Below are 17,324 nucleotides of genomic sequence, written 5' to 3' on the forward strand. Positions count from 1 at the left end.
TCTAGCGCCCTGCGGCGTAGCCCTGCATGCCGCGCGGATTGGCGGCAGCCCGGCGGCGCGGACCGACGCGCGAAGCCGCGGTGAGGCGGCCTTCCGACCAGCCGGGACCGACCTCGACGATATGTCCGCGTTCGCGAAGATTCTCGATCGTCGCCTTCGGCACGCGGTTCTCGACCACGAGCACGCCGGGGCGCGCGGTGCGGGGCCAGAACGAGATCGGAAAGTGCTCGGAATGCCAGGCCGGGGCGTCGATCGCCTCCTGGAGATTGAGGTTGCAATGGACGTGCCGCAGGAAAAACTGCGTGATCCATTGATCCTGCTGGTCGCCGCCGGGCGAGCCCCAGGCGAGATACGGCTCGCCATCGCGCAGCGCCATGCTCGGCGACAGCGTGGTGCGCGGCCGCTTGCCCGGCGCCAGCGAACTCGGTTGGTTCTCCTCCAAATCGAACATTTGTGCGCGGCTGCCGAGACAGAAACCCAGCTCGGGAATGACAGGTGAGGATTGCAGCCAGCCTCCCGACGGCGTCGACGACACCATGTTGCCGGCCTTGTCGATAATGTCGAAATGCACGGTGTCGCCGCGCACCTCGCCGAAGCGGCCCACCGTCGGTTCACCGGCGCCGAGCGCGCCGACGGCCTCGCGTTGGCCTTCGGCGCGGCGCAGCTTGACCACGCCGCCAAAGCCCTCGATCGCACCGGGCCGGAGATCGAGCGAGGCCTCGTCGGTGACGAGCTTGCGGCGCTCGTTGTTGTAGGCATCCGACAGCAGCGTTCCGATCGGGATCTCGCTGAACTTGGGATCGCCGTAGAATTTTTCGCGGTCGGCGAAGGCGAGCTTGGCGCATTCGATCTGGAGATGGATGAATTCCGGCCCCGTCGGGTCCAACCCATCGAGCGCAAAGCCCTTCAGCAGCGCGAGCTGTTGCAGCGTCACCGGGCCCTGGCTCCAAACGCCGGCCTTGCAGACGGTGTAGCGGCCATAATCGTAGGTGAGCGGGGCCTCGACCGTCGGCTGCCACCGCGCCATGTCATCGGCCGACAGCACACCGCGATGCGGCGAGCCGCTGACGTCCATCACCTCCTGCGTCCGGCAGAATTTGTCGATGGCTTCCGCGACAAAGCCTTGCGACCAGGCCTTGCGTGCACGCTCGATCTCGGCGTCCCGACCGCCGCCGCCGCTTTCGGCTTCGCTCAGGATCCGTGCGTAGGTCGCCGCAAGTGTCTTGTTGGTGAAGAGCGTTCCCGGTGTTGGCACTTCGCCGTTCGGGAGATAGACGGCGGCTGATGTCGGCCAGTGCGTGCGGAATAATTGCTCGACGGTCTGGATCGTGGCGCAGGCGCGCTCGACCAGCGGATAGCCGTCGCGCGCATAGGAGATCGCGGGCTCCAGCACGTCGCGCACGCGCATCGTGCCGTAGTCACGCAGCATCATCATCCAGGATTCGAAGGTGCCGGGGACGCAGGCCGCGAGCAGGCCGGTGCCAGGCACCATATCGAGGCCTTCGCTCTTGTAATGCGCGATGGTGGCGCGGGCCGGTGCCGGACCTTGGCCGCAGATCACCTCGGTGCGGCCGCGCTTCACGTCGTGCACGATGATCGGAACGTCGCCGCCGGGGCCGTTCAGATGCGGCTCGACCACCTGGAGCGTGAAAGCGGTGGCGACGCCGGCGTCAAAGGCATTGCCGCCCTTTTCCAGGATGGCCATGCCGATAGCGGTCGCGATCCAGTGCGTGGTCGCGACGACCCCGAAGGTGCCTTCGATCTCGGGGCGTGTCGTGAACGGATCGGGATTGACGATGCTGGCCATGGACTACCTCATTTGCGGCGCGCGCAATTGATCACAGGGCCAGGCCGTCGCCAAATGCGCAGGCTGCATGGCACGCGCGCGTCACGCCGGTATCGGCGCGGTGTTGACCGCATGGCAGGCGACGCCGTTGATCAGGCTCGGCGCCTCCTTGCGGCAGAGATCGAACGCCAGCGGGCAGCGCGGATTGAAGGCGCACCCGGACGGCGGATTGATCGGGTTCGGGATCTCGCCCTTCACGGGAATGCGCTGGCGGCCGCTCATGGCAAGATCGGGCACGGCGCCGAGCAGCATCTTGGTGTAGGGCATGCGCGGACGGGCAAACAGCTCGCGCCCTTCCGCGATCTCGACGATGCGGCCGAGATACATCACGCCGACGCGGCTCGCCATGTGGCGGACCACGGCGAGGTTGTGGCTGATGAACATGTAGGTCAGGCCGAACTTGTCCTGGAGGTCGCGCATCAGGTTCAGGATCTGCGCCTGCACGGAGACGTCGAGCGCGGAGGTCGGCTCGTCGCAGACGATGAACTCCGCGTCGGAGGCGAGCGCGCGAGCGATCGCGATGCGCTGACGCTGGCCGCCTGAGAATTCGTGCGGAAATTTCAACCTGTCGTCGGGATGCAGGCCGACGAGGGTGAGAAGCTCTCCGACGCGCGCCTGGATGTCGCGCTCGCCCTCGATCAGGTCGAAAGCGCGGATCGGCTCGGAGATGATGGCGTCGACCCGGAAGCGCGGGTTCAGGCTCGCATAAGGATCCTGGAAGATCATTTGGATGCGGCGGCGCAGTTTCCGCCGCGCCTGGGCCTGCCGCGGATCGGTCATCGATATGCCGTCGATCAAGACGTTGCCGGAGCTCGGCGGCAGCAAGCCGACGACCATCCGCGCCACCGTTGTCTTGCCCGAGCCGGATTCGCCGACCAGTGCAAAGGTCTCGCCCTTCCTGATGTCAAAGGTGACGCCGTCGACGGCCTTGAGATATTCGAGCTGCCCGCCTTCGAGCATGCGGTTGAGCCAGGGCTTCGAGACGTCGAAGACGCGGCGAAGATTCGTGGCCTGGACGAAGGGAGTGCTCATGCCGCGCTCTCCGCCGGCACGCTGTCATAGAGATGGCAGGCGACCGATTGCGCGCCGCGCGGCAGCGGCTCCGGCCTCTCCACGCGACATCGGTCGAATGCGAATGCGCAGCGCGGATTGAACGAACAGCCGCGCGGGATCGCCGACAGGCGCGGCATGGAGCCGGGGATCTGCACCAGACGCTTGTCGTCGCCGGCAAGGGTCGGGATCGCGCCCATCAGGCCCTTGGCGTAGGGGTGCAGCGGGTCCCTGACCACGTCCTGCACCGGACCGATCTCGGCGACGCGGCCGGCATACATCACCGCGACCCGGTCGGAGGTCTCGGCGATCACGCCCATGTCGTGGGTCACCAGCATCACCGCGGTGCCGTGGTCGCGGCCGAGCCGCTTGATCAGAGAAATGATCTGCGCCTGTACGGAGACGTCGAGCGCGGTGGTCGGCTCGTCGGCGATGATCAGCTCCGGTTCGGCGCAGATCGCGAGCGCAATCACAACGCGCTGGCGCATGCCGCCGGAGAATTCGTGCGGATAGCCGTCGATGCGCTTTTCCGGAGCCGGAATGCCGACTTCGGCGAGCAGGTCGATGGCTCGCCGGCGGGCGGCGGTCTCGGACAGATTCAGATGGGTTCTGATCGTCTCGATGAGCTGGTCGCCGATCTTGTACAGCGGATTGAGCGAGGTGAGGGGGTCCTGGAAGATCATGCCGATACGTTTTCCGCGCACGCGGCGCATCTCTTCCGGCGGCAGATTGTCGATGCGCAGGCCGGAGAGGCGGATCTCGCCGCCCGAGATGCGGCCAGGGGAATCGATCAGGCCAATGACCGCGAGTCCGGTGACCGATTTGCCGGCGCCGGACTCGCCGACAACACCGAGCACCTCGCCTTTGGCGATATCGAAGGAGACACTGTCGATCGCGCGCAGCGTGCCCCGGCGGGAGGCGAACTCGACCTGAAGATTACGAACGGAGAGAACGGGCTCGGTCATGAACGCTGCATACTCATCGGAGTTTCGGGTTAAGCGCGTCACGCAGCCAGTCGCCGAGCAGATTGATCGACAGGATCAGCGCCGCGAGTGCGATTCCAGGGAAGGCGACGATCCACCATTCGCCCGCGAACAGATAGTTGTTGCCGATGCGGATCAGCGTGCCCAGCGATGGCATGGTCTCGGGCATCCCCGAGCCGAGGAACGACAGCGTCGCCTCGGTGATGATGGCGAGCGCGAGATTGATGGTGGCGATGACGAGAATCGGCCCCATCGTGTTCGGCAGCACGTGGCGCAACATGATCACCGGAGCGGGCAGGCCAATGAGCTGGGCGGCGGCGACATAGTCCTTGTTCTTCTCGACCATGACGGAGCCGCGCACGGTGCGGGCATATTGCACCCAAAAGCTCAACCCGATCGCGAAGACCAGGACAGCCAGCATGCTCATCTCGTCGAGCTTGTTGCCGAAGACCGATTTGGCGATGCCGTTGATCAGCAGCGCGATCAGGATCGCCGGGAATGAAAGCTGCACGTCGGCGATGCGCATGATCAGCCCGTCGACGGCACCGCCGAAATAGCCGGCCGTCAGCCCGAGCAGGATGCCGATCGCGCCGGAGAAGACGACGCCGAGCACGCCGACAAGAAGCGAGATGCGCATGCCGTAAAGGATCGCGGACAATACGTCCCGGCCTTGTTCGTCGGTGCCGAGCAGGAACGGACTCTGGCCGTCGGAGGTCCATAATGGCGAAATGCGCGAGTTCATCAGCTGGAGCTGCGCCGGGTCGAAGGGATTCTGGACCGACAGCACCGAGGCGAGGATCGCGACCAGGAAGAACAGCAGCGTCACCGCCGCTGCGACCATGGTGATCTTGGAGCGGCGAAATGAATAGAACAGATCGCTGTCGAGCGCGCGTTTGAACCAACCCGGCGCGTCGGCGCGCGGGCCGCGTTCTTCGACCTTGTGCGGGACGACGGCTTCGCTCATTCAATGTGCCCGGCTGATCGTCGAGCGCAGCCGCGGATCGACGATGGTGTAGAGGATATCAACCACGAGATTGATGGTGACGAAGATCAGGGACACCATCATCAGATAGGCGGCCATGATCGGGATATCGACATTCTGCACGGCCTGCACGAACAGCAACCCCATGCCGGGCCACTGGAACACGGTCTCGGTGATGATCGCAAATGCAATTACCGAGCCAAATTGCAGGCCGGCCACCGTGATGACCGGGATCAGCGTGTTGCGCAGCGCATGACCGTAATGGATGGCGCGGGTGGTGAGGCCGCGGGCACGGGCGAAGCGGATGTAGTCGGTGCGCATGACTTCGAGCATCTCGGTGCGGACCAGGCGCATGATCAGCGTCATCTGGAACAAGCCCAGCGTGATCGAGGGCATGATCAGCGCCTTCAGTCCGGACAGCGTCAGCAGACCCGTCGTCCACCAGCCGATATGCACGACGTCGCCGCGCCCGAACGAGGGCAGCCAGCCGAGCGTCACCGAGAACAGGTAGATCATGAGAATGCCGATCAGGAAGGTCGGCAGCGAGATGCCGATCAGCGAGATCGCCTGGAACGCGTGTGTGAGCCAGCTGTCGCGGCGAAGCGCCGAATAGACGCCCATCAGGATGCCACAGAGCATCGCGAAGATGGTGGCGCAGATCGCGAGCTCCAGGGTCGCGGGCATCCGCTCCATCAGAAGATTGCTGACAGGCAGGCGGAATTGGTAGGAGACGCCGAACTTGAACTGCGCAGCGTTGCCGATATAGCGGCCGAACTGCACGATCACGGGATCGTCGAGGCCGAGCGATTTGCGGATCGCGGCACGTTCGGCGCCCGACGTGTCCATCCCGACCATCTGGTTCACGGGATCGCCGGCGAAACGAAACATCGAGAAGGAGATGATCCCGACGGCGATCATGACACCAATGGCCTGAATGGCCCGGCGCAGTGTGAAAGCGAGCATCTGTTCCTTTCACATTTCTTCAGTGGCACGCATCATTGCGTTAGCCCGAAATAGCAAGTCCCGGAAGCCAGGCTTCCGGGACTTCACAACTTGTCGACACCTACTCGTCCTGCTTGGTCGCCCAGTAGAGCATGACCATGTTGTCCGCACGCTGGGTCAACTTCACCTTCTTCGAGACGCCCCAGGCGAGCGCCTGCTGGTGCAGCGGGACGTAGGCCCAGTCCTTCATCGAGACCTCGAAGGCCTGCTTGATCAGGAGATCGCGCTTGCCCGTATCGGGTTCCACGAGAACCTTGTCGGCGAGCTCGTCGAACTGCTTGTTGCAATAGCCGGCGAGATTGGCTTCGCCGCGGTTCGGATCCTTGGGATCGTCCCGGCAGCCCATGATGTCGTGCAGTACGTTATGGGAGTCGAGCGTATCCGGGGTCCAGCCCAGCATGAACAGCGAAGTCTTGTAGCCGCCGGGCTTCAGCACCTTGGCGAAATACTGGGCCTTCGGCTGCGCCAGCAGGTCTACCTTGATGTTGATGCGGGCGAGCATGCCGACGACCGCCTGACATATCGCGGCGTCATTGACGTAGCGATCGTTCGGGCAGTCCATCGTCACCTCGAAACCATCAGGATAGCCGGCATCCGCCAGGAGCTTCTTGGCGGCGTCAGGATCGAGCTTCGGCCGGGTGAAGTCCTTCGACAGCGAAAAGATCTCCGGCGCAACCATCAGCGCGGACGGTGTGGAGAGCCCGCGCATGACGCGATTCTTGATCAAATCGATATCGATTGCCCGGTAGACAGCTTCGCGGACGCGAACGTCCTTGAACGGGTTCTTGCCCTTGACGTTGGAGTACAACAGCTCGTCGCGCGCCTGATCCATGCCAACGAAGATGGTGCGGAGCTCGGGCCCCGTCAGCACGGTGGCATTCGGACTCGCTTTCACGCGCTCGATATCCTGGACCGGAACCGGCTCGATCACGTCGACCTCGCCGGACAACAGCGCCGCGACACGCGTGGCCGGGTTGGCGATCGGCGTGAAGACGATCTCCTTCAGATTATGTTCCGGCTTGCGCCACCAGTTCGGATTGGCCTTGAAGACGGTCTTCACGCCCGGCTGATGGCTTTCGATCGTGAAGGCGCCGGTGCCGTTCTCATGGAGCGAGGCGTAGCTCGGGGTCGTCGCGGCGGCAGGCGTCGGTGCCGTCGCATCGTTCGCCTCTGCCCATTTCTTGTCCATGATGTACCAGGTCGCCCACAGCGCCGTCAGGATGGGATTGGGCGAGGTCAGGACGAAATCGACGGTGTAATCGTCGATCTTGACCACCTTGGCATCGGCGGGAACGCGGCTCTGGAAATTCGAACCTTTCGCCCGCACGCGCTCGGCCGAGAACACCACGTCGTCCGCGGTGAACGGGTCGCCGTTGTGGAATTTGACGTCCTTGCGGAGGTGAAAGCGCCAGCGTGTCGGCTCCGGCGTCTCCCAGCTTTCGGCGAGTGCCGGGACGATCTTCAGGTCCTTGCCGCGGGCAACCAGGCCCTCATAGACATGACCGAGATGCGCACTGGTGGTCGACTCGTTCAGCGTGTACGGGTCGAGCGACTTGAGCTCACCCTGGTTGGCGTAGCGCAGCGTCTGGCTCGACGCCGGCGAGACCGCCCACGCAAGCATACTGGCGAGCGTCGCCGCAAACAGACTTCGTCCGACTGACATTCTTGACCTCTCCACTCGCCCGCACCGTCATTTTTGATTGTTCGGCGGGGCTGATCGAACCATGTTGCCCAGAGTTCTCGACCCGTGCAAGCGCCATTCCAGCAAGGAACGCGCCAAGTTGCACCGCTGTGCAGCAATGCTGACCGGCATTGACGGGTGGATGGGCGCGGACGCGGCTGATTTTGATTGACCATATCCGCCGATCGGGGAAGCCGGTGGCTGCCACCGCCCTCAGGTCGCTTGCGTTGCACACCTTCTCGCGGCGATACTACGGACGGCCGCTCGAATCTCATCTGGAGGGGACATGAAAGTTAACATCGAAATCGACTGCACCCCCCTCGAGGCCCGCCAGTTCATCGGATTGCCGGATCTGGCACCGATGCAGACGGCGGTGATGGACAAGCTGCAGCAGCAGGTTCTGAGCAACATCGACAAGGTCTCGCCGGAGTCGCTGATCCAGAGCTGGTTCACCTTCGATCCAAAGCTCGCCGAGCGGTTTCAGGACATGTTCGTCACCATGGCCGGCCTCGGCGGCACCCGCAGCGGCGACAAGAAGAAATAATGCCGCCCGGTCCAGACGGGCCGCAGACCCCGGGCCGGCTTCGTCCGCCCGGCCTTGCTTTGCTGCTCGCCGAAGCCCGTGGGTTGCTCGAACTCAACGCCAGCCTGCTGCTGTCGCCGGTCCTGATGCGGGCGCCCAAAGGCGATGGCCATCCGGTGCTGGCGCTGCCGGGCTTCCTCGCCAGCGACCTCTCGATGGCGCCGATGCGGCGCTATCTCAGCGAGCTCGGCTATGAGGCACATGCCTGGCGGATGGGCCGTAATTTCGGCGGGTTCGGACGGATGCGGGATTCGTTGCGCGCCCGTCTCGCCGAAATCCATGCTGCGAGCGGACGCAAAGTCAGCCTGGTCGGATGGAGTCTGGGCGGCGTCCATGCGCGCGATCTCGCGCTGCAGGCGCCCGACATGGTCCGCAATGTCATCACGCTCGGCAGCCCTTTTGCCAATGACATACGAGCGACCAATGCGACGCGGCTCTACGAGATGATGTCCGGCGAGCGTGTCGAGGATTTCGCCGAGCTGCGGGAGGCGATCGCGGGCGATCTTCCGGTGCCGGCGACGTCGATCTATTCGCGCGCCGACGGCATCGTGAACTGGCGGACCTGCCTGCTGCGTCCCTCCGACCGCGCCGAGAACATCGAGGTGCATCTGGCGAGCCATATCGGGCTTGGGGTGAACCCCGCGGCGCTGTGGGCCGTGGCAGACCGCCTTGCGCAACCGGAGGGAGAGTTCTGGCCATTTGACAGGGCAGGGCCGTTTGCCATTGCATATGCCCCGCCGGAACAGGCAGTATCGGCCTGACGAGAAGCGCCGCCTAAGGCGCCCGTCAAATACTCGGGAGGGAACCATGGCTGACGGTAAGAAACTGTCGTCGCTGGACGCGTCGTTTCTCTATCTGGAAACGCCGGAAATGCCGATGCATGTCGGGAGCATGGCGATCTTTCGCCTGCCGGACGACTACAAGGGCGACTTCTTCGAAGATTTCAAGGCGATGATCGTCTCGCGCCTGCACGTCGCGCCGATCCTCAAGGCGCGCCTGGAGAAGGCGCCGCTCGACATCGATCATCCCTCCTGGGTCGAGGACGAACAGTTCGACATCGATCGTCACATCTTTCGCGCCAGCCTGCCGCAGCCGCGCGACCGCGCCACGCTTGAGCGCATCGTGGGCTGGATGCACGCCAAGCTCTTGAACCGCGCCCGCCCGCTCTGGGAGTTCTACGTGTTCGAGGGCATGAAGGACAACGAAGTCGGGCTTTATTCGAAGATGCATCATGCCGCCATCGACGGCGGCGCCGGTGCGGCGCTGACCAACATGATCTACGATATCTCGCCGATCCCGCGGAAGGTCGATCCGCAGACCGCGGGAGCGAAGCCCGGGCAAGAGCCGCGCGACATCGCGGCGAACCTGGTCGATTCCTACCAGCAGCTCTTCACCCAGCCGCTCGATGCATCTGCGGCCGCGAAGAACCTGCAACTGCCGCGCACCGGCAAGAGTGACATCGGTTCAATCCTGTTCGACAATGCGATGTACCAGATCGAGAGTGCGGTACGCTTCGCCGGCAACATCCCGACCATGGTCAAGAGCGTCTCGGACGTGCTCGGCAAGATATCCGATCCAAAATCGCGCGAGAGCCTCGCCAGCATGGTGTCGCCACCGACCATGCTCAACAAATCGATCTCGTCCGAGCGCAGCTTCGCCGGCGTCTCGATCTCGCTGTCGCGATCCAAGGCGCTGGCCAAGCAGGCCGGCGGCAAGCTCAACGATGTCGTGCTGGCCCTCGCCTCCGGCGTGGTCCGGCGCTACCTGCAGCAACACGGAACGCTGCCGGCGAAGTCCTTGACCGCTGCCGTGCCGATCTCGCTGCGCGAGGAGGGCAACACCGAGGCCAACAACCAGGTGTTCGGCATGATCTGCTCGATCGCGACCAACATCGACGATCCCAAGGCACGCCTGGAAGCCATCATCGCGCAATCGACCAAGTCCAAGGAGATGTCGCATCCGCTGCGGGCACTGATGCCGCAGGTCTCCAACATCTCGATGCTGGGCGCGCCGATCATCGTTCAGATCATGGCGCTGCTCTACAGCCGCTCCGATTTGTCGAATGTGCTGCCGCCGGCTGCGAACATCACGGTGTCCAACGTGCCGGGGCCGCGGCAGACGCTCTACGCCGCGGGCGCGGAGCTGTTGCACATCTTTCCGGTGTCGATCTCGACGCACGGGCAGGCGCTCAACATTACGGTGCAGAGCTATCGCGACCAGCTCGATTTCGGCTTCATCGTCGGCGCCAACATCATTCCGCACGTGCAGGTGATGTGCGACATGCTGCCGGAGGAGTTTGCCGCGCTGGAGGCTGCCTATGCTTCGCCCGCGGCGGACATCAAGGGCGCCGCTGAGTAGGAATGTTCCGATGATTGAAATGCCACCGCTCAAGTTCGTGCAGACGAACGGAATCCGCATGGGCTATTACGAGGCGGGCCCGGTCACGGACAAGCCGCCGATCGTGCTGTGCCATGGCTGGCCCGAGCTTGCTTTCTCCTGGCGTCACCAGATCAAGGCGCTGAGCGAGGCCGGCATCCGCGTGATCGCGCCGGACCAGCGCGGCTACGGCGCGACCGACCGGCCAGAGCCGGTCGAGGACTACGACATCGAGCACCTGACCGGCGATCTGGTCGGATTGCTCGACCATCTTCAGATCGACAAGGCGATCTTCGTCGGCCATGACTGGGGTGGCTTCATCGTCTGGCAGATGCCGCTCCGGCACATCGACCGGGTCGCCGGCGTGGTCGGCATCAATACGCCTCATACCAACCGCGCCTGGGCTGATCCGATCGAGCTCCTGCGCGCGCGCTTCGGCGAAAAGATGTATATCGTGCAGTTCCAGGACCCGGCGCGTGAGCCTGACAGGATCTTTGGCAGCCGCGTCGAGCAGACCTTCGATGCCTTCATGCGCAAGCCCGTACCGCGCCCGGCAGATGCTCCGGCGGAGGAAGTCGTCGCGGGTGTCGGTGCTTCGCCGCGACTGAACCTGGCATTCCCGCAGATGATCGCAGGCTACGATGCGAAGCACGATCCGCGCACGCCGATCCTGTCGCCGGAAGAGAAAAAGGTGTTCGTCGACAATTTCACCAGGACAGGCTTCACCGGCGGCATCAACTGGTACCGCAATATGTCCCGCAACTGGACGCGCGCCGAAGGGCTCGATCATACGGTGCGCGTGCCGTCGCTGATGATCATGGCCGAGAACGACGCGGTGTTGCCACCGTCTTCTGCCGATGGCATGGACAAGCTGATCCCCGATCTGGAAAAATATCTGGTCCGCGACAGCGGCCATTGGACGCAGCAGGAGAAGCCGGAAGAGGTCAGTGCGAAGCTGATCGAATGGCGTAGAAGGCGGTTTGGCTAGCTGATCATTGCGAACTCGTCATTGCGAGGAGCGAAGCGACGAAGCCAATTCAGTCTGCCTCCGCGGACATATTTCTGGATTGCTTCGCTTCGCTTGCAATGACGACATTGAAGCAGGGGGACTACATTTCGATGTCATCCAAGAACCGTCTGGACCCGATCCCGCAGCCGCCGACCAAGCCGGTGGTCGGCAACATGCTGTCACTGGATTCGGCCGCGCCGGTGCAGCATCTGACCCGGCTTGCCAAGGAGCTGGGGCCGATCTTCTGGCTCGACATGATGGGCTCGCCGATCGTGGTCGTCTCCGGCCACGATCTCGTCGACGAGCTCTCGGACGAGAAGCGCTTCGACAAGACAGTGCGCGGTGCCTTGCGGCGGGTGCGCGCGGTCGGCGGCGACGGCCTGTTCACCGCCGACACCAGGGAGCCAAACTGGAGCAAGGCGCACAACATCCTGCTCCAGCCCTTCGGCAACCGCGCCATGCAATCCTATCACCCGAGCATGGTCGACATCGCCGAGCAGCTCGTGGGCAAGTGGGAACGGCTCAATGCCGACGACGAGATCGACGTCGTCCATGACATGACGGCGCTGACGCTGGATACGATCGGCCTGTGCGGCTTCGACTACCGCTTCAATTCGTTCTACCGGCGCGACTACCATCCCTTCGTCGAGTCGCTGGTGCGCTCGCTCGAAACCATCATGATGACGCGCGGCCTGCCGTTCGAGCAGCTCTGGATGCAGAAGCGGCGCAAGACCATGGCCGAAGACGTCGACTTCATGAACAAGATGGTCGACGAGATCATTGCGGAGCGCCGCAAGGGAGGCGAGGCGACCGACGATAAGAAGGATATGCTTGCGGCGATGATGACCGGGGTCGATCGCTCGACCGGCGAGCAGCTCGACGACGTCAACATCCGCTATCAGATCAACACGTTCCTGATCGCGGGCCACGAGACCACCAGCGGCCTGTTGTCCTGCACGCTGTATGCGCTGCTCAAGCACCCCGACATTCTCAAGAAAGCCTATGACGAGGTCGATCGCGTCTTCGGTCCCGACGCCAACGCGAAGCCGACTTATCAGCAGGTGACGCAGCTGACCTACATCACCCAGATATTGAAGGAGGCGCTGCGGCTGTGGCCGCCGGCGCCGGCCTATGGCATCTCGCCGCTGAACGACGAGACCATCGGCGGCGGCAAGTACAAGCTCCGGAAAGGCACGTTCACCACCATCCTGGTGACCGCTCTGCATCGCGATCCCTCGGTCTGGGGTCCGAACCCCGACGCGTTCGATCCGGAGAATTTCAGCCGGGAGGCGGAAGCCAAACGGCCGATCAACGCCTGGAAGCCGTTCGGTAACGGCCAGCGCGCCTGCATCGGCCGCGGCTTCGCCATGCACGAGGCTGCGCTCGCGCTCGGCATGATCCTCCAGCGCTTCAAGCTGATCGACCACCAGCGCTACCAGATGCATCTGAAGGAAACACTGACGATGAAGCCGGAAGGCTTCAAGATCAAGGTCCGTCCGCGCGCCGATCGCGAGCGCGGTGCCTATGGTGGACCTGTAGCGGTGTCGTCGGCGCCGAAGGCCCCGCGTCAGCCCACCGCGCGTCCCGGCCACAACACGCCGATGCTGGTGCTCTACGGCTCCAATCTCGGCACTGCCGAGGAGCTGGCGACGCGGATGGCCGACCTGGCCGAGATCAACGGCTTTGCCGTGCATCTGGGTCCGCTCGACGATTACGTCGGCAAGTTGCCGCAGGAGGGCGGCGTGCTGATCATTTGCGCCTCCTACAACGGCGCGCCGCCGGACAATGCGACGCAATTCGTCAAATGGCTCGGCGACGAGCTGCCGAAGGATGCGTTTGCCAATGTGCGATACGCCGTGTTCGGCTGCGGCAACAGCGACTGGGCCGCGACCTATCAGTCGGTGCCGCGCTTCATCGATGAGCAATTGTCGGCGCATGGTGCGCGCGCGGTCTATCCGCGCGGCGAGGGCGATGCGCGCAGCGATCTCGACGGCCAGTTCCAGAAATGGTTCCCGGCGGCCGCCCAGGTCGCGACCAAGGAATTCGGCATCGACTGGAATTTCACCCGGACCGCGGAGGACGATCCGCTCTACGCGATCGAGCCGGTCGCGGTGACCGCCGTCAACACCATCGTCGCCCAGGGCGGCGCGGTGGCCATGAAGGTGCTGGGCAATGACGAGCTTCAGAACAAGGCCGGTTCCAATCCGTCAGAGCGTTCGACGCGCCACATCGAGGTGCAGCTGCCATCCAACATCAACTACCGCGTCGGCGATCATCTGAGCGTGGTTCCGCGCAACGACCCGACGCTGGTGGATTCGGTTGCCCGTCGCTTCGGCTTCCTGCCGGCCGACCAGATCAGGCTTCAGGTCGCCGAAGGCCGCCGCGCGCAATTGCCGGTCGGCGATGCCGTGTCGGTCGGCCGTCTGCTCAGCGAGTTCGTCGAGCTCCAGCAAGTGGCGACGCGGAACCAGATCAAGATCATGGCCGAACACACCCGCTGCCCGGTGACCAAGCCGAAGCTGCTGGGCTTTGTCGGCGATGAGGCTGAGCCACTCGAGCACTATCGCGGCGAGATTCTGGCCAGGCGAAAATCGGTGTTCGATCTGCTGCTCGAATATCCGGCCTGCGAATTGCCGTTCCACGTCTATCTGGAAATGCTCTCACTACTGGCGCCGCGTTATTATTCGATCTCGTCCTCGCCGTCGGTCGACCCAGTTCGTTGCAGCGTCACGGTCGGCGTGGTTGAAGGACCGGCCGCCTCCGGCCGCGGCACCTACAAGGGTATCTGCTCGAACTACCTCGCCAATCGACGCGCGGGCGACGTGATCCATGCAAGCGTGCGTGAGACCAAGGCCGGCTTCCGGCTCCCGGACGATCCATCCGTGCCGATTGTCATGATCGGCCCGGGCACGGGACTGGCGCCGTTCCGCGGCTTCCTCCAGGAGCGCGCTGCGCGCAAGGCCAAGGGCGCCGCGCTCGGCCCGGCCATGCTGTTTTTCGGCTGCCGGCATCCCGACCAGGATTTTCTCTACGCGAACGAGTTAAAGGCGTTGGCAGCAAGCGGCCTCACCGAGCTGTTCACAGCGTTCTCACGAGCGGAGGGCCCGAAGACGTATGTGCAGCACGTCCTCGCCGCGCAGAAGGACAAGGTCTGGCTGCTGATCGGGCGGGGCGCGATCGTCTATGTCTGTGGCGACGGCAGCAAGATGGAGCCCGACGTGAAGGCGGCGTTGGTCGCGATCCATCGCGAGAAGAGCGGCAGCGATGCCGCCACGGCCGCGCGCTGGATCGAGGAGATGGGCGCGAAGAACCGGTATGTGCTGGACGTGTGGGCGGGAGGGTAGGCCGGTTCGTAGCCCGGATGGAGCGCAGCGAAATCCGGGGCGATTTTTCCTCACGCGCGCTTCCCGGATTGCGCTTCGCTCCATCCGGGCTACGAAGCTACGAAGGAAATCGTGTTAAAGGTTCCGCATGATTCCCTGGGAAAAGATCGACACCGCCAAAATCCCCGGCTCCGATGAAGAGCTTCGCCTGATGCGGCGAGGCAAGGAGTTTTCCATCAAGCTGGGCACCAACGAGTTGATGAACAACCGCCTCTCGGGCTCGGAAGCCGCGCTCGCCACGCTCGCAGCGAAGCAGATCGAGACGGTCGCAAAACCTGTCGTCCTCATCGGGGGCCTGGGCATGGGTTTTACTCTGCGTGCGGCGCTGACCGTGCTCGGAAGCAAGGCGAAGATTGTGGTCTCCGAGCTCGTGCCGGCGGTGGTCGCCTGGGCGCGGGGCCCGATGGCGCAGGTGTTCGGCGACAGTCTCGATGATGTCAGGGTGAGCATACGGGAAACCGACGTTGGCGAAATCATCCGGGCGCAGCGGTCGGCATTCGATGCCATCCTCCTCGACGTCGACAACGGGCCAGAAGGGCTGACCCGGAAGGGCAATGATGCGCTCTACAATGCGAGCGGATTGAAGGCAGCGAAGACGGCGCTGCGGCCGGGAGGCGTGCTCGCGGTCTGGTCCTCGGGGCCCAACCCGGCCTTCACCAAGCGGCTCGACAGCGCCGGCTTCGAGGTCAACGAAGTCAATATCCGCGCTACCGGAAGAGGCGGTGGCGCACGTCACGTGATCTGGATGGCCAGGAAGAGCTAGGCGGCTATTTGTAACCCGGATGAGCGCAGCGAAATCCGGGACGGTCGATCCGCGCAAGAACCCGGATTGCGCTGCGCTCCATCCGGGCTACGGCTCCGAGCTAGAACATCGTGTTGTTGTTCGCCGGATTTTCCGGGATCGGTTGAACGACGTCCCAGTGTTCGACGACCTTACCGTTCTCCAGCTTGAAGATGTCGACGATCGCGTTGCCCCTGCTGCCGGGCTCGCGAACCGCGTGAATGTGCAGGATCACGTAGTCGCCATCCACGAAGCTGCGCTTGATCTCGCTGTGCGAGTTCGGGAATTTCTCCCGGAGGAAGCCGATGAATTTTCGGAAGCCGTCCGGACCATCTGCCGCGTTTGGGTTGTGCTGGACGTAGCGGTCGCCGACATGGGCGAGGGCTGCATCGGCGTCCTTTTGGTTGAGCCCCTTCTCGTAGAACGCAAGCACAGTTTTGCGATTGGCTTCTTCTTGCGCGCTACCCGCCATCGCGACGCCACCGGCGAGGGACAGCGTGAGGACTGAAGCGGCGACGATTGCGGCTGACCGGACGATGAGATGCATGTGAACTCCGAGAGGCCGCAGCCTCTTTGTTGGCGAGTGAGGTTCTCGGCGATTGAAGGACGCCTGTATAGCTTTCGTTCCGGCACGCGTTAAGAGAGTAACCGGCAGCTCACATGGTCACCGCGAGGAGACCTTCTGTGCCGATCAATCTACGCCGCCTGCGCCGCTGCGCCATGCGCGTGCTTGGCGATGGCGCCGATGATCTCCGGCCAGAACCGCATCGGCAGCGCGTGGCCCATGCCGTCGATCATCAGCAGCTTGGCGCCCGGAATTGACTCTGCCGTGTCCCTGCCGCCCTCGGGGCGGACCAGCGGATCGACGGTGCCGTGGATCACGAGCGTCGGCGTCTTGACGCCGTGCAGCCGCTCCTTGCGGCTGCCGGAGGCGAGCACGGCGCGGAGTTGCCGGCCGACGCCGGCCGGATTGAGCCCCCGCGCGAACACGCGCTCGGCACGACCGGGATCGAGCGCCTCTTCCTCCGGAAAGGACCCGGCCCGCAACACGTTCCAGGTTTGGCCGTAACGGGCGATAAACTCCTCCTTGCTGCGCGGCGGCGGCGCCATCAGCATCGCGGCGGCCTCACGTGTCGGGGGCGGCACGCGCGGATTGCCGGTCGTCGACATGATCGATGTCAGTGAGCGCACGCGCTCGGGAAACGACAACGTCACTTCTTGCGCAATCATGCCGCCCATGGACGCCCCGACCAGATGCGCCGACTTGATGCCGAGTGCGTCCATCAGCCCGACCGTGTCTTTCGCCATGTCGATCAGCTTGTAGGTGGCCGCAACGGGAATCCTGAGGAAGCGGAGCTTCAACAGCTCGAGCGGCGTCAGACGCTTGCCGCCTGCGAGATGGCTCGACTTGCCGATGTCGCGATTATCGAACCGGATGACGCGAAAGCCGCGCGCGGCGAGCTGCTCGCAGAACGCATCGTCCCAGTGGATCATCTGGGCGCCTAACCCCATGATCAGCAGCAGCGGCTCGGCACTGTCGTTGCCGAAAGTCTCGTAACAGATGTCGATGCCGTTGGCGTGGACGGTTTGCGGCGGCTGATAGGCGTTCACGGGTGCGTTCCCTCGGCTTTTGATCAGTGCTGTATCG

14 protein-coding genes are annotated in these 17,324 nt (G+C 63.9%); 6 read left to right on the forward strand and 8 right to left on the reverse strand.

The features are described from left to right. Position 1: 1 nt before the first annotated feature. From ABIB91_RS18265 to ABIB91_RS18290, 6 genes are all read right to left on the reverse strand, one after another. Positions 2–1,807, reverse strand: coding sequence for a gamma-glutamyltransferase family protein (locus ABIB91_RS18265; RefSeq protein WP_354163033.1), 1,806 nt, complete (start codon positions 1,805–1,807; stop codon positions 2–4). An 81-nt stretch (positions 1,808–1,888) separates the two neighbouring features. Continuing rightward, on the reverse strand, positions 1,889–2,878 hold the full coding sequence (locus ABIB91_RS18270; RefSeq protein ID WP_354163030.1) for an ABC transporter ATP-binding protein: 990 nt from the start codon (positions 2,876–2,878) through the stop codon (positions 1,889–1,891). Further along, positions 2,875–3,861 (reverse strand): ABC transporter ATP-binding protein, encoded by a 987-nt coding sequence (locus tag ABIB91_RS18275; RefSeq protein WP_007593847.1) that lies wholly within the window; start codon positions 3,859–3,861, stop codon positions 2,875–2,877. Before ABIB91_RS18275 ends, ABIB91_RS18270 begins: the two co-directional genes overlap by 4 nt. 13 nt (positions 3,862–3,874) lie before the next feature. Continuing rightward, on the reverse strand, positions 3,875–4,843 hold the full coding sequence (locus ABIB91_RS18280; protein ID WP_007593845.1) for an ABC transporter permease: 969 nt from the start codon (positions 4,841–4,843) through the stop codon (positions 3,875–3,877). Then, on the reverse strand, positions 4,844–5,824 hold the full coding sequence (locus ABIB91_RS18285) for an ABC transporter permease (RefSeq protein ID WP_007593842.1): 981 nt from the start codon (positions 5,822–5,824) through the stop codon (positions 4,844–4,846). A gap of 100 nt (positions 5,825–5,924) precedes the next feature. After that, a complete protein-coding gene (locus tag ABIB91_RS18290) occupies positions 5,925–7,526 on the reverse strand; it encodes an ABC transporter substrate-binding protein (RefSeq protein WP_219682695.1) in 1,602 nt (533 codons plus the stop codon). A 304-nt stretch (positions 7,527–7,830) separates the two neighbouring features. Here ABIB91_RS18290 and ABIB91_RS18295 point away from each other — a divergent pair, with 304 nt between their 5' ends. The 6 genes from ABIB91_RS18295 (at position 7,831) to ABIB91_RS18320 (ending at position 15,658) form a co-directional block, all read left to right on the forward strand. Then, positions 7,831–8,088 carry a DUF6489 family protein gene (locus ABIB91_RS18295; RefSeq protein WP_007593837.1) on the forward strand — a complete coding sequence of 86 codons (258 nt, stop codon included), beginning with the start codon at positions 7,831–7,833 and terminating at the stop codon, positions 8,086–8,088. Then, positions 8,088–8,888 carry an esterase/lipase family protein gene (locus tag ABIB91_RS18300; protein WP_354163023.1) on the forward strand — a complete coding sequence of 267 codons (801 nt, stop codon included), beginning with the start codon at positions 8,088–8,090 and terminating at the stop codon, positions 8,886–8,888. Before ABIB91_RS18295 ends, ABIB91_RS18300 begins: the two co-directional genes overlap by 1 nt. 46 nt (positions 8,889–8,934) lie before the next feature. Further along, positions 8,935–10,485, forward strand: a complete 1,551-nt coding sequence (locus tag ABIB91_RS18305; protein ID WP_354163020.1) for a WS/DGAT/MGAT family O-acyltransferase — start codon at positions 8,935–8,937, stop codon at positions 10,483–10,485. Between the two features lie 10 nt (positions 10,486–10,495). After that, positions 10,496–11,491, forward strand: coding sequence for an alpha/beta fold hydrolase (locus tag ABIB91_RS18310; RefSeq protein ID WP_354163016.1), 996 nt, complete (start codon positions 10,496–10,498; stop codon positions 11,489–11,491). Between the two features lie 131 nt (positions 11,492–11,622). Then, positions 11,623–14,856: a bifunctional cytochrome P450/NADPH--P450 reductase gene (locus tag ABIB91_RS18315; protein WP_354163013.1), complete on the forward strand. Its 3,234-nt coding sequence runs from the start codon at positions 11,623–11,625 to the stop codon at positions 14,854–14,856. 127 nt (positions 14,857–14,983) lie between these two features. Continuing rightward, a complete protein-coding gene (locus ABIB91_RS18320) occupies positions 14,984–15,658 on the forward strand; it encodes a spermine/spermidine synthase domain-containing protein (RefSeq protein ID WP_354163010.1) in 675 nt (224 codons plus the stop codon). A 100-nt stretch (positions 15,659–15,758) separates the two neighbouring features. Here the strand turns inward: ABIB91_RS18320 and ABIB91_RS18325 are convergent, their stop codons facing one another. Then, positions 15,759–16,223, reverse strand: a complete 465-nt coding sequence (locus ABIB91_RS18325) for a nuclear transport factor 2 family protein (RefSeq protein ID WP_354163007.1) — start codon at positions 16,221–16,223, stop codon at positions 15,759–15,761. Positions 16,224–16,372: 149 nt separating this feature from the next. Continuing rightward, complete coding sequence (locus ABIB91_RS18330) at positions 16,373–17,287, reverse strand: alpha/beta fold hydrolase (protein WP_007593824.1); 915 nt, start codon at positions 17,285–17,287, stop codon at positions 16,373–16,375. Positions 17,288–17,324 lie beyond the last annotated feature (37 nt).

It is taken from the genome of Bradyrhizobium sp. JR4.3 (assembly GCF_040547695.1).
GTDB lineage: Bacteria > Pseudomonadota > Alphaproteobacteria > Rhizobiales > Xanthobacteraceae > Bradyrhizobium > Bradyrhizobium canariense.

Excerpts from the sequence above, each read along its gene's own strand:
- ABIB91_RS18315 (WP_354163013.1), top strand. The coding sequence starts at position 11,623 with ATGTCATCCAAGAACCGTCTGGACCCGATCCCGCAGCCGCCGACCAAG.
- ABIB91_RS18290 (WP_219682695.1), bottom strand. The coding sequence starts at position 7,526 with ATGTCAGTCGGACGAAGTCTGTTTGCGGCGACGCTCGCCAGTATGCTT.
- ABIB91_RS18305 (WP_354163020.1), top strand. The coding sequence starts at position 8,935 with ATGGCTGACGGTAAGAAACTGTCGTCGCTGGACGCGTCGTTTCTCTAT.
- ABIB91_RS18320 (WP_354163010.1), top strand. The coding sequence starts at position 14,984 with ATGATTCCCTGGGAAAAGATCGACACCGCCAAAATCCCCGGCTCCGAT.
- ABIB91_RS18310 (WP_354163016.1), top strand. The coding sequence starts at position 10,496 with ATGATTGAAATGCCACCGCTCAAGTTCGTGCAGACGAACGGAATCCGC.
- ABIB91_RS18295 (WP_007593837.1), top strand. The coding sequence starts at position 7,831 with ATGAAAGTTAACATCGAAATCGACTGCACCCCCCTCGAGGCCCGCCAG.
- ABIB91_RS18285 (WP_007593842.1), bottom strand. The coding sequence starts at position 5,824 with ATGCTCGCTTTCACACTGCGCCGGGCCATTCAGGCCATTGGTGTCATG.
- ABIB91_RS18275 (WP_007593847.1), bottom strand. The coding sequence starts at position 3,861 with ATGACCGAGCCCGTTCTCTCCGTTCGTAATCTTCAGGTCGAGTTCGCC.
- ABIB91_RS18325 (WP_354163007.1), bottom strand. The coding sequence starts at position 16,223 with ATGCATCTCATCGTCCGGTCAGCCGCAATCGTCGCCGCTTCAGTCCTC.
- ABIB91_RS18270 (WP_354163030.1), bottom strand. The coding sequence starts at position 2,878 with ATGAGCACTCCCTTCGTCCAGGCCACGAATCTTCGCCGCGTCTTCGAC.
- ABIB91_RS18300 (WP_354163023.1), top strand. The coding sequence starts at position 8,088 with ATGCCGCCCGGTCCAGACGGGCCGCAGACCCCGGGCCGGCTTCGTCCG.
- ABIB91_RS18280 (WP_007593845.1), bottom strand. The coding sequence starts at position 4,843 with ATGAGCGAAGCCGTCGTCCCGCACAAGGTCGAAGAACGCGGCCCGCGC.
- ABIB91_RS18265 (WP_354163033.1), bottom strand. The coding sequence starts at position 1,807 with ATGGCCAGCATCGTCAATCCCGATCCGTTCACGACACGCCCCGAGATC.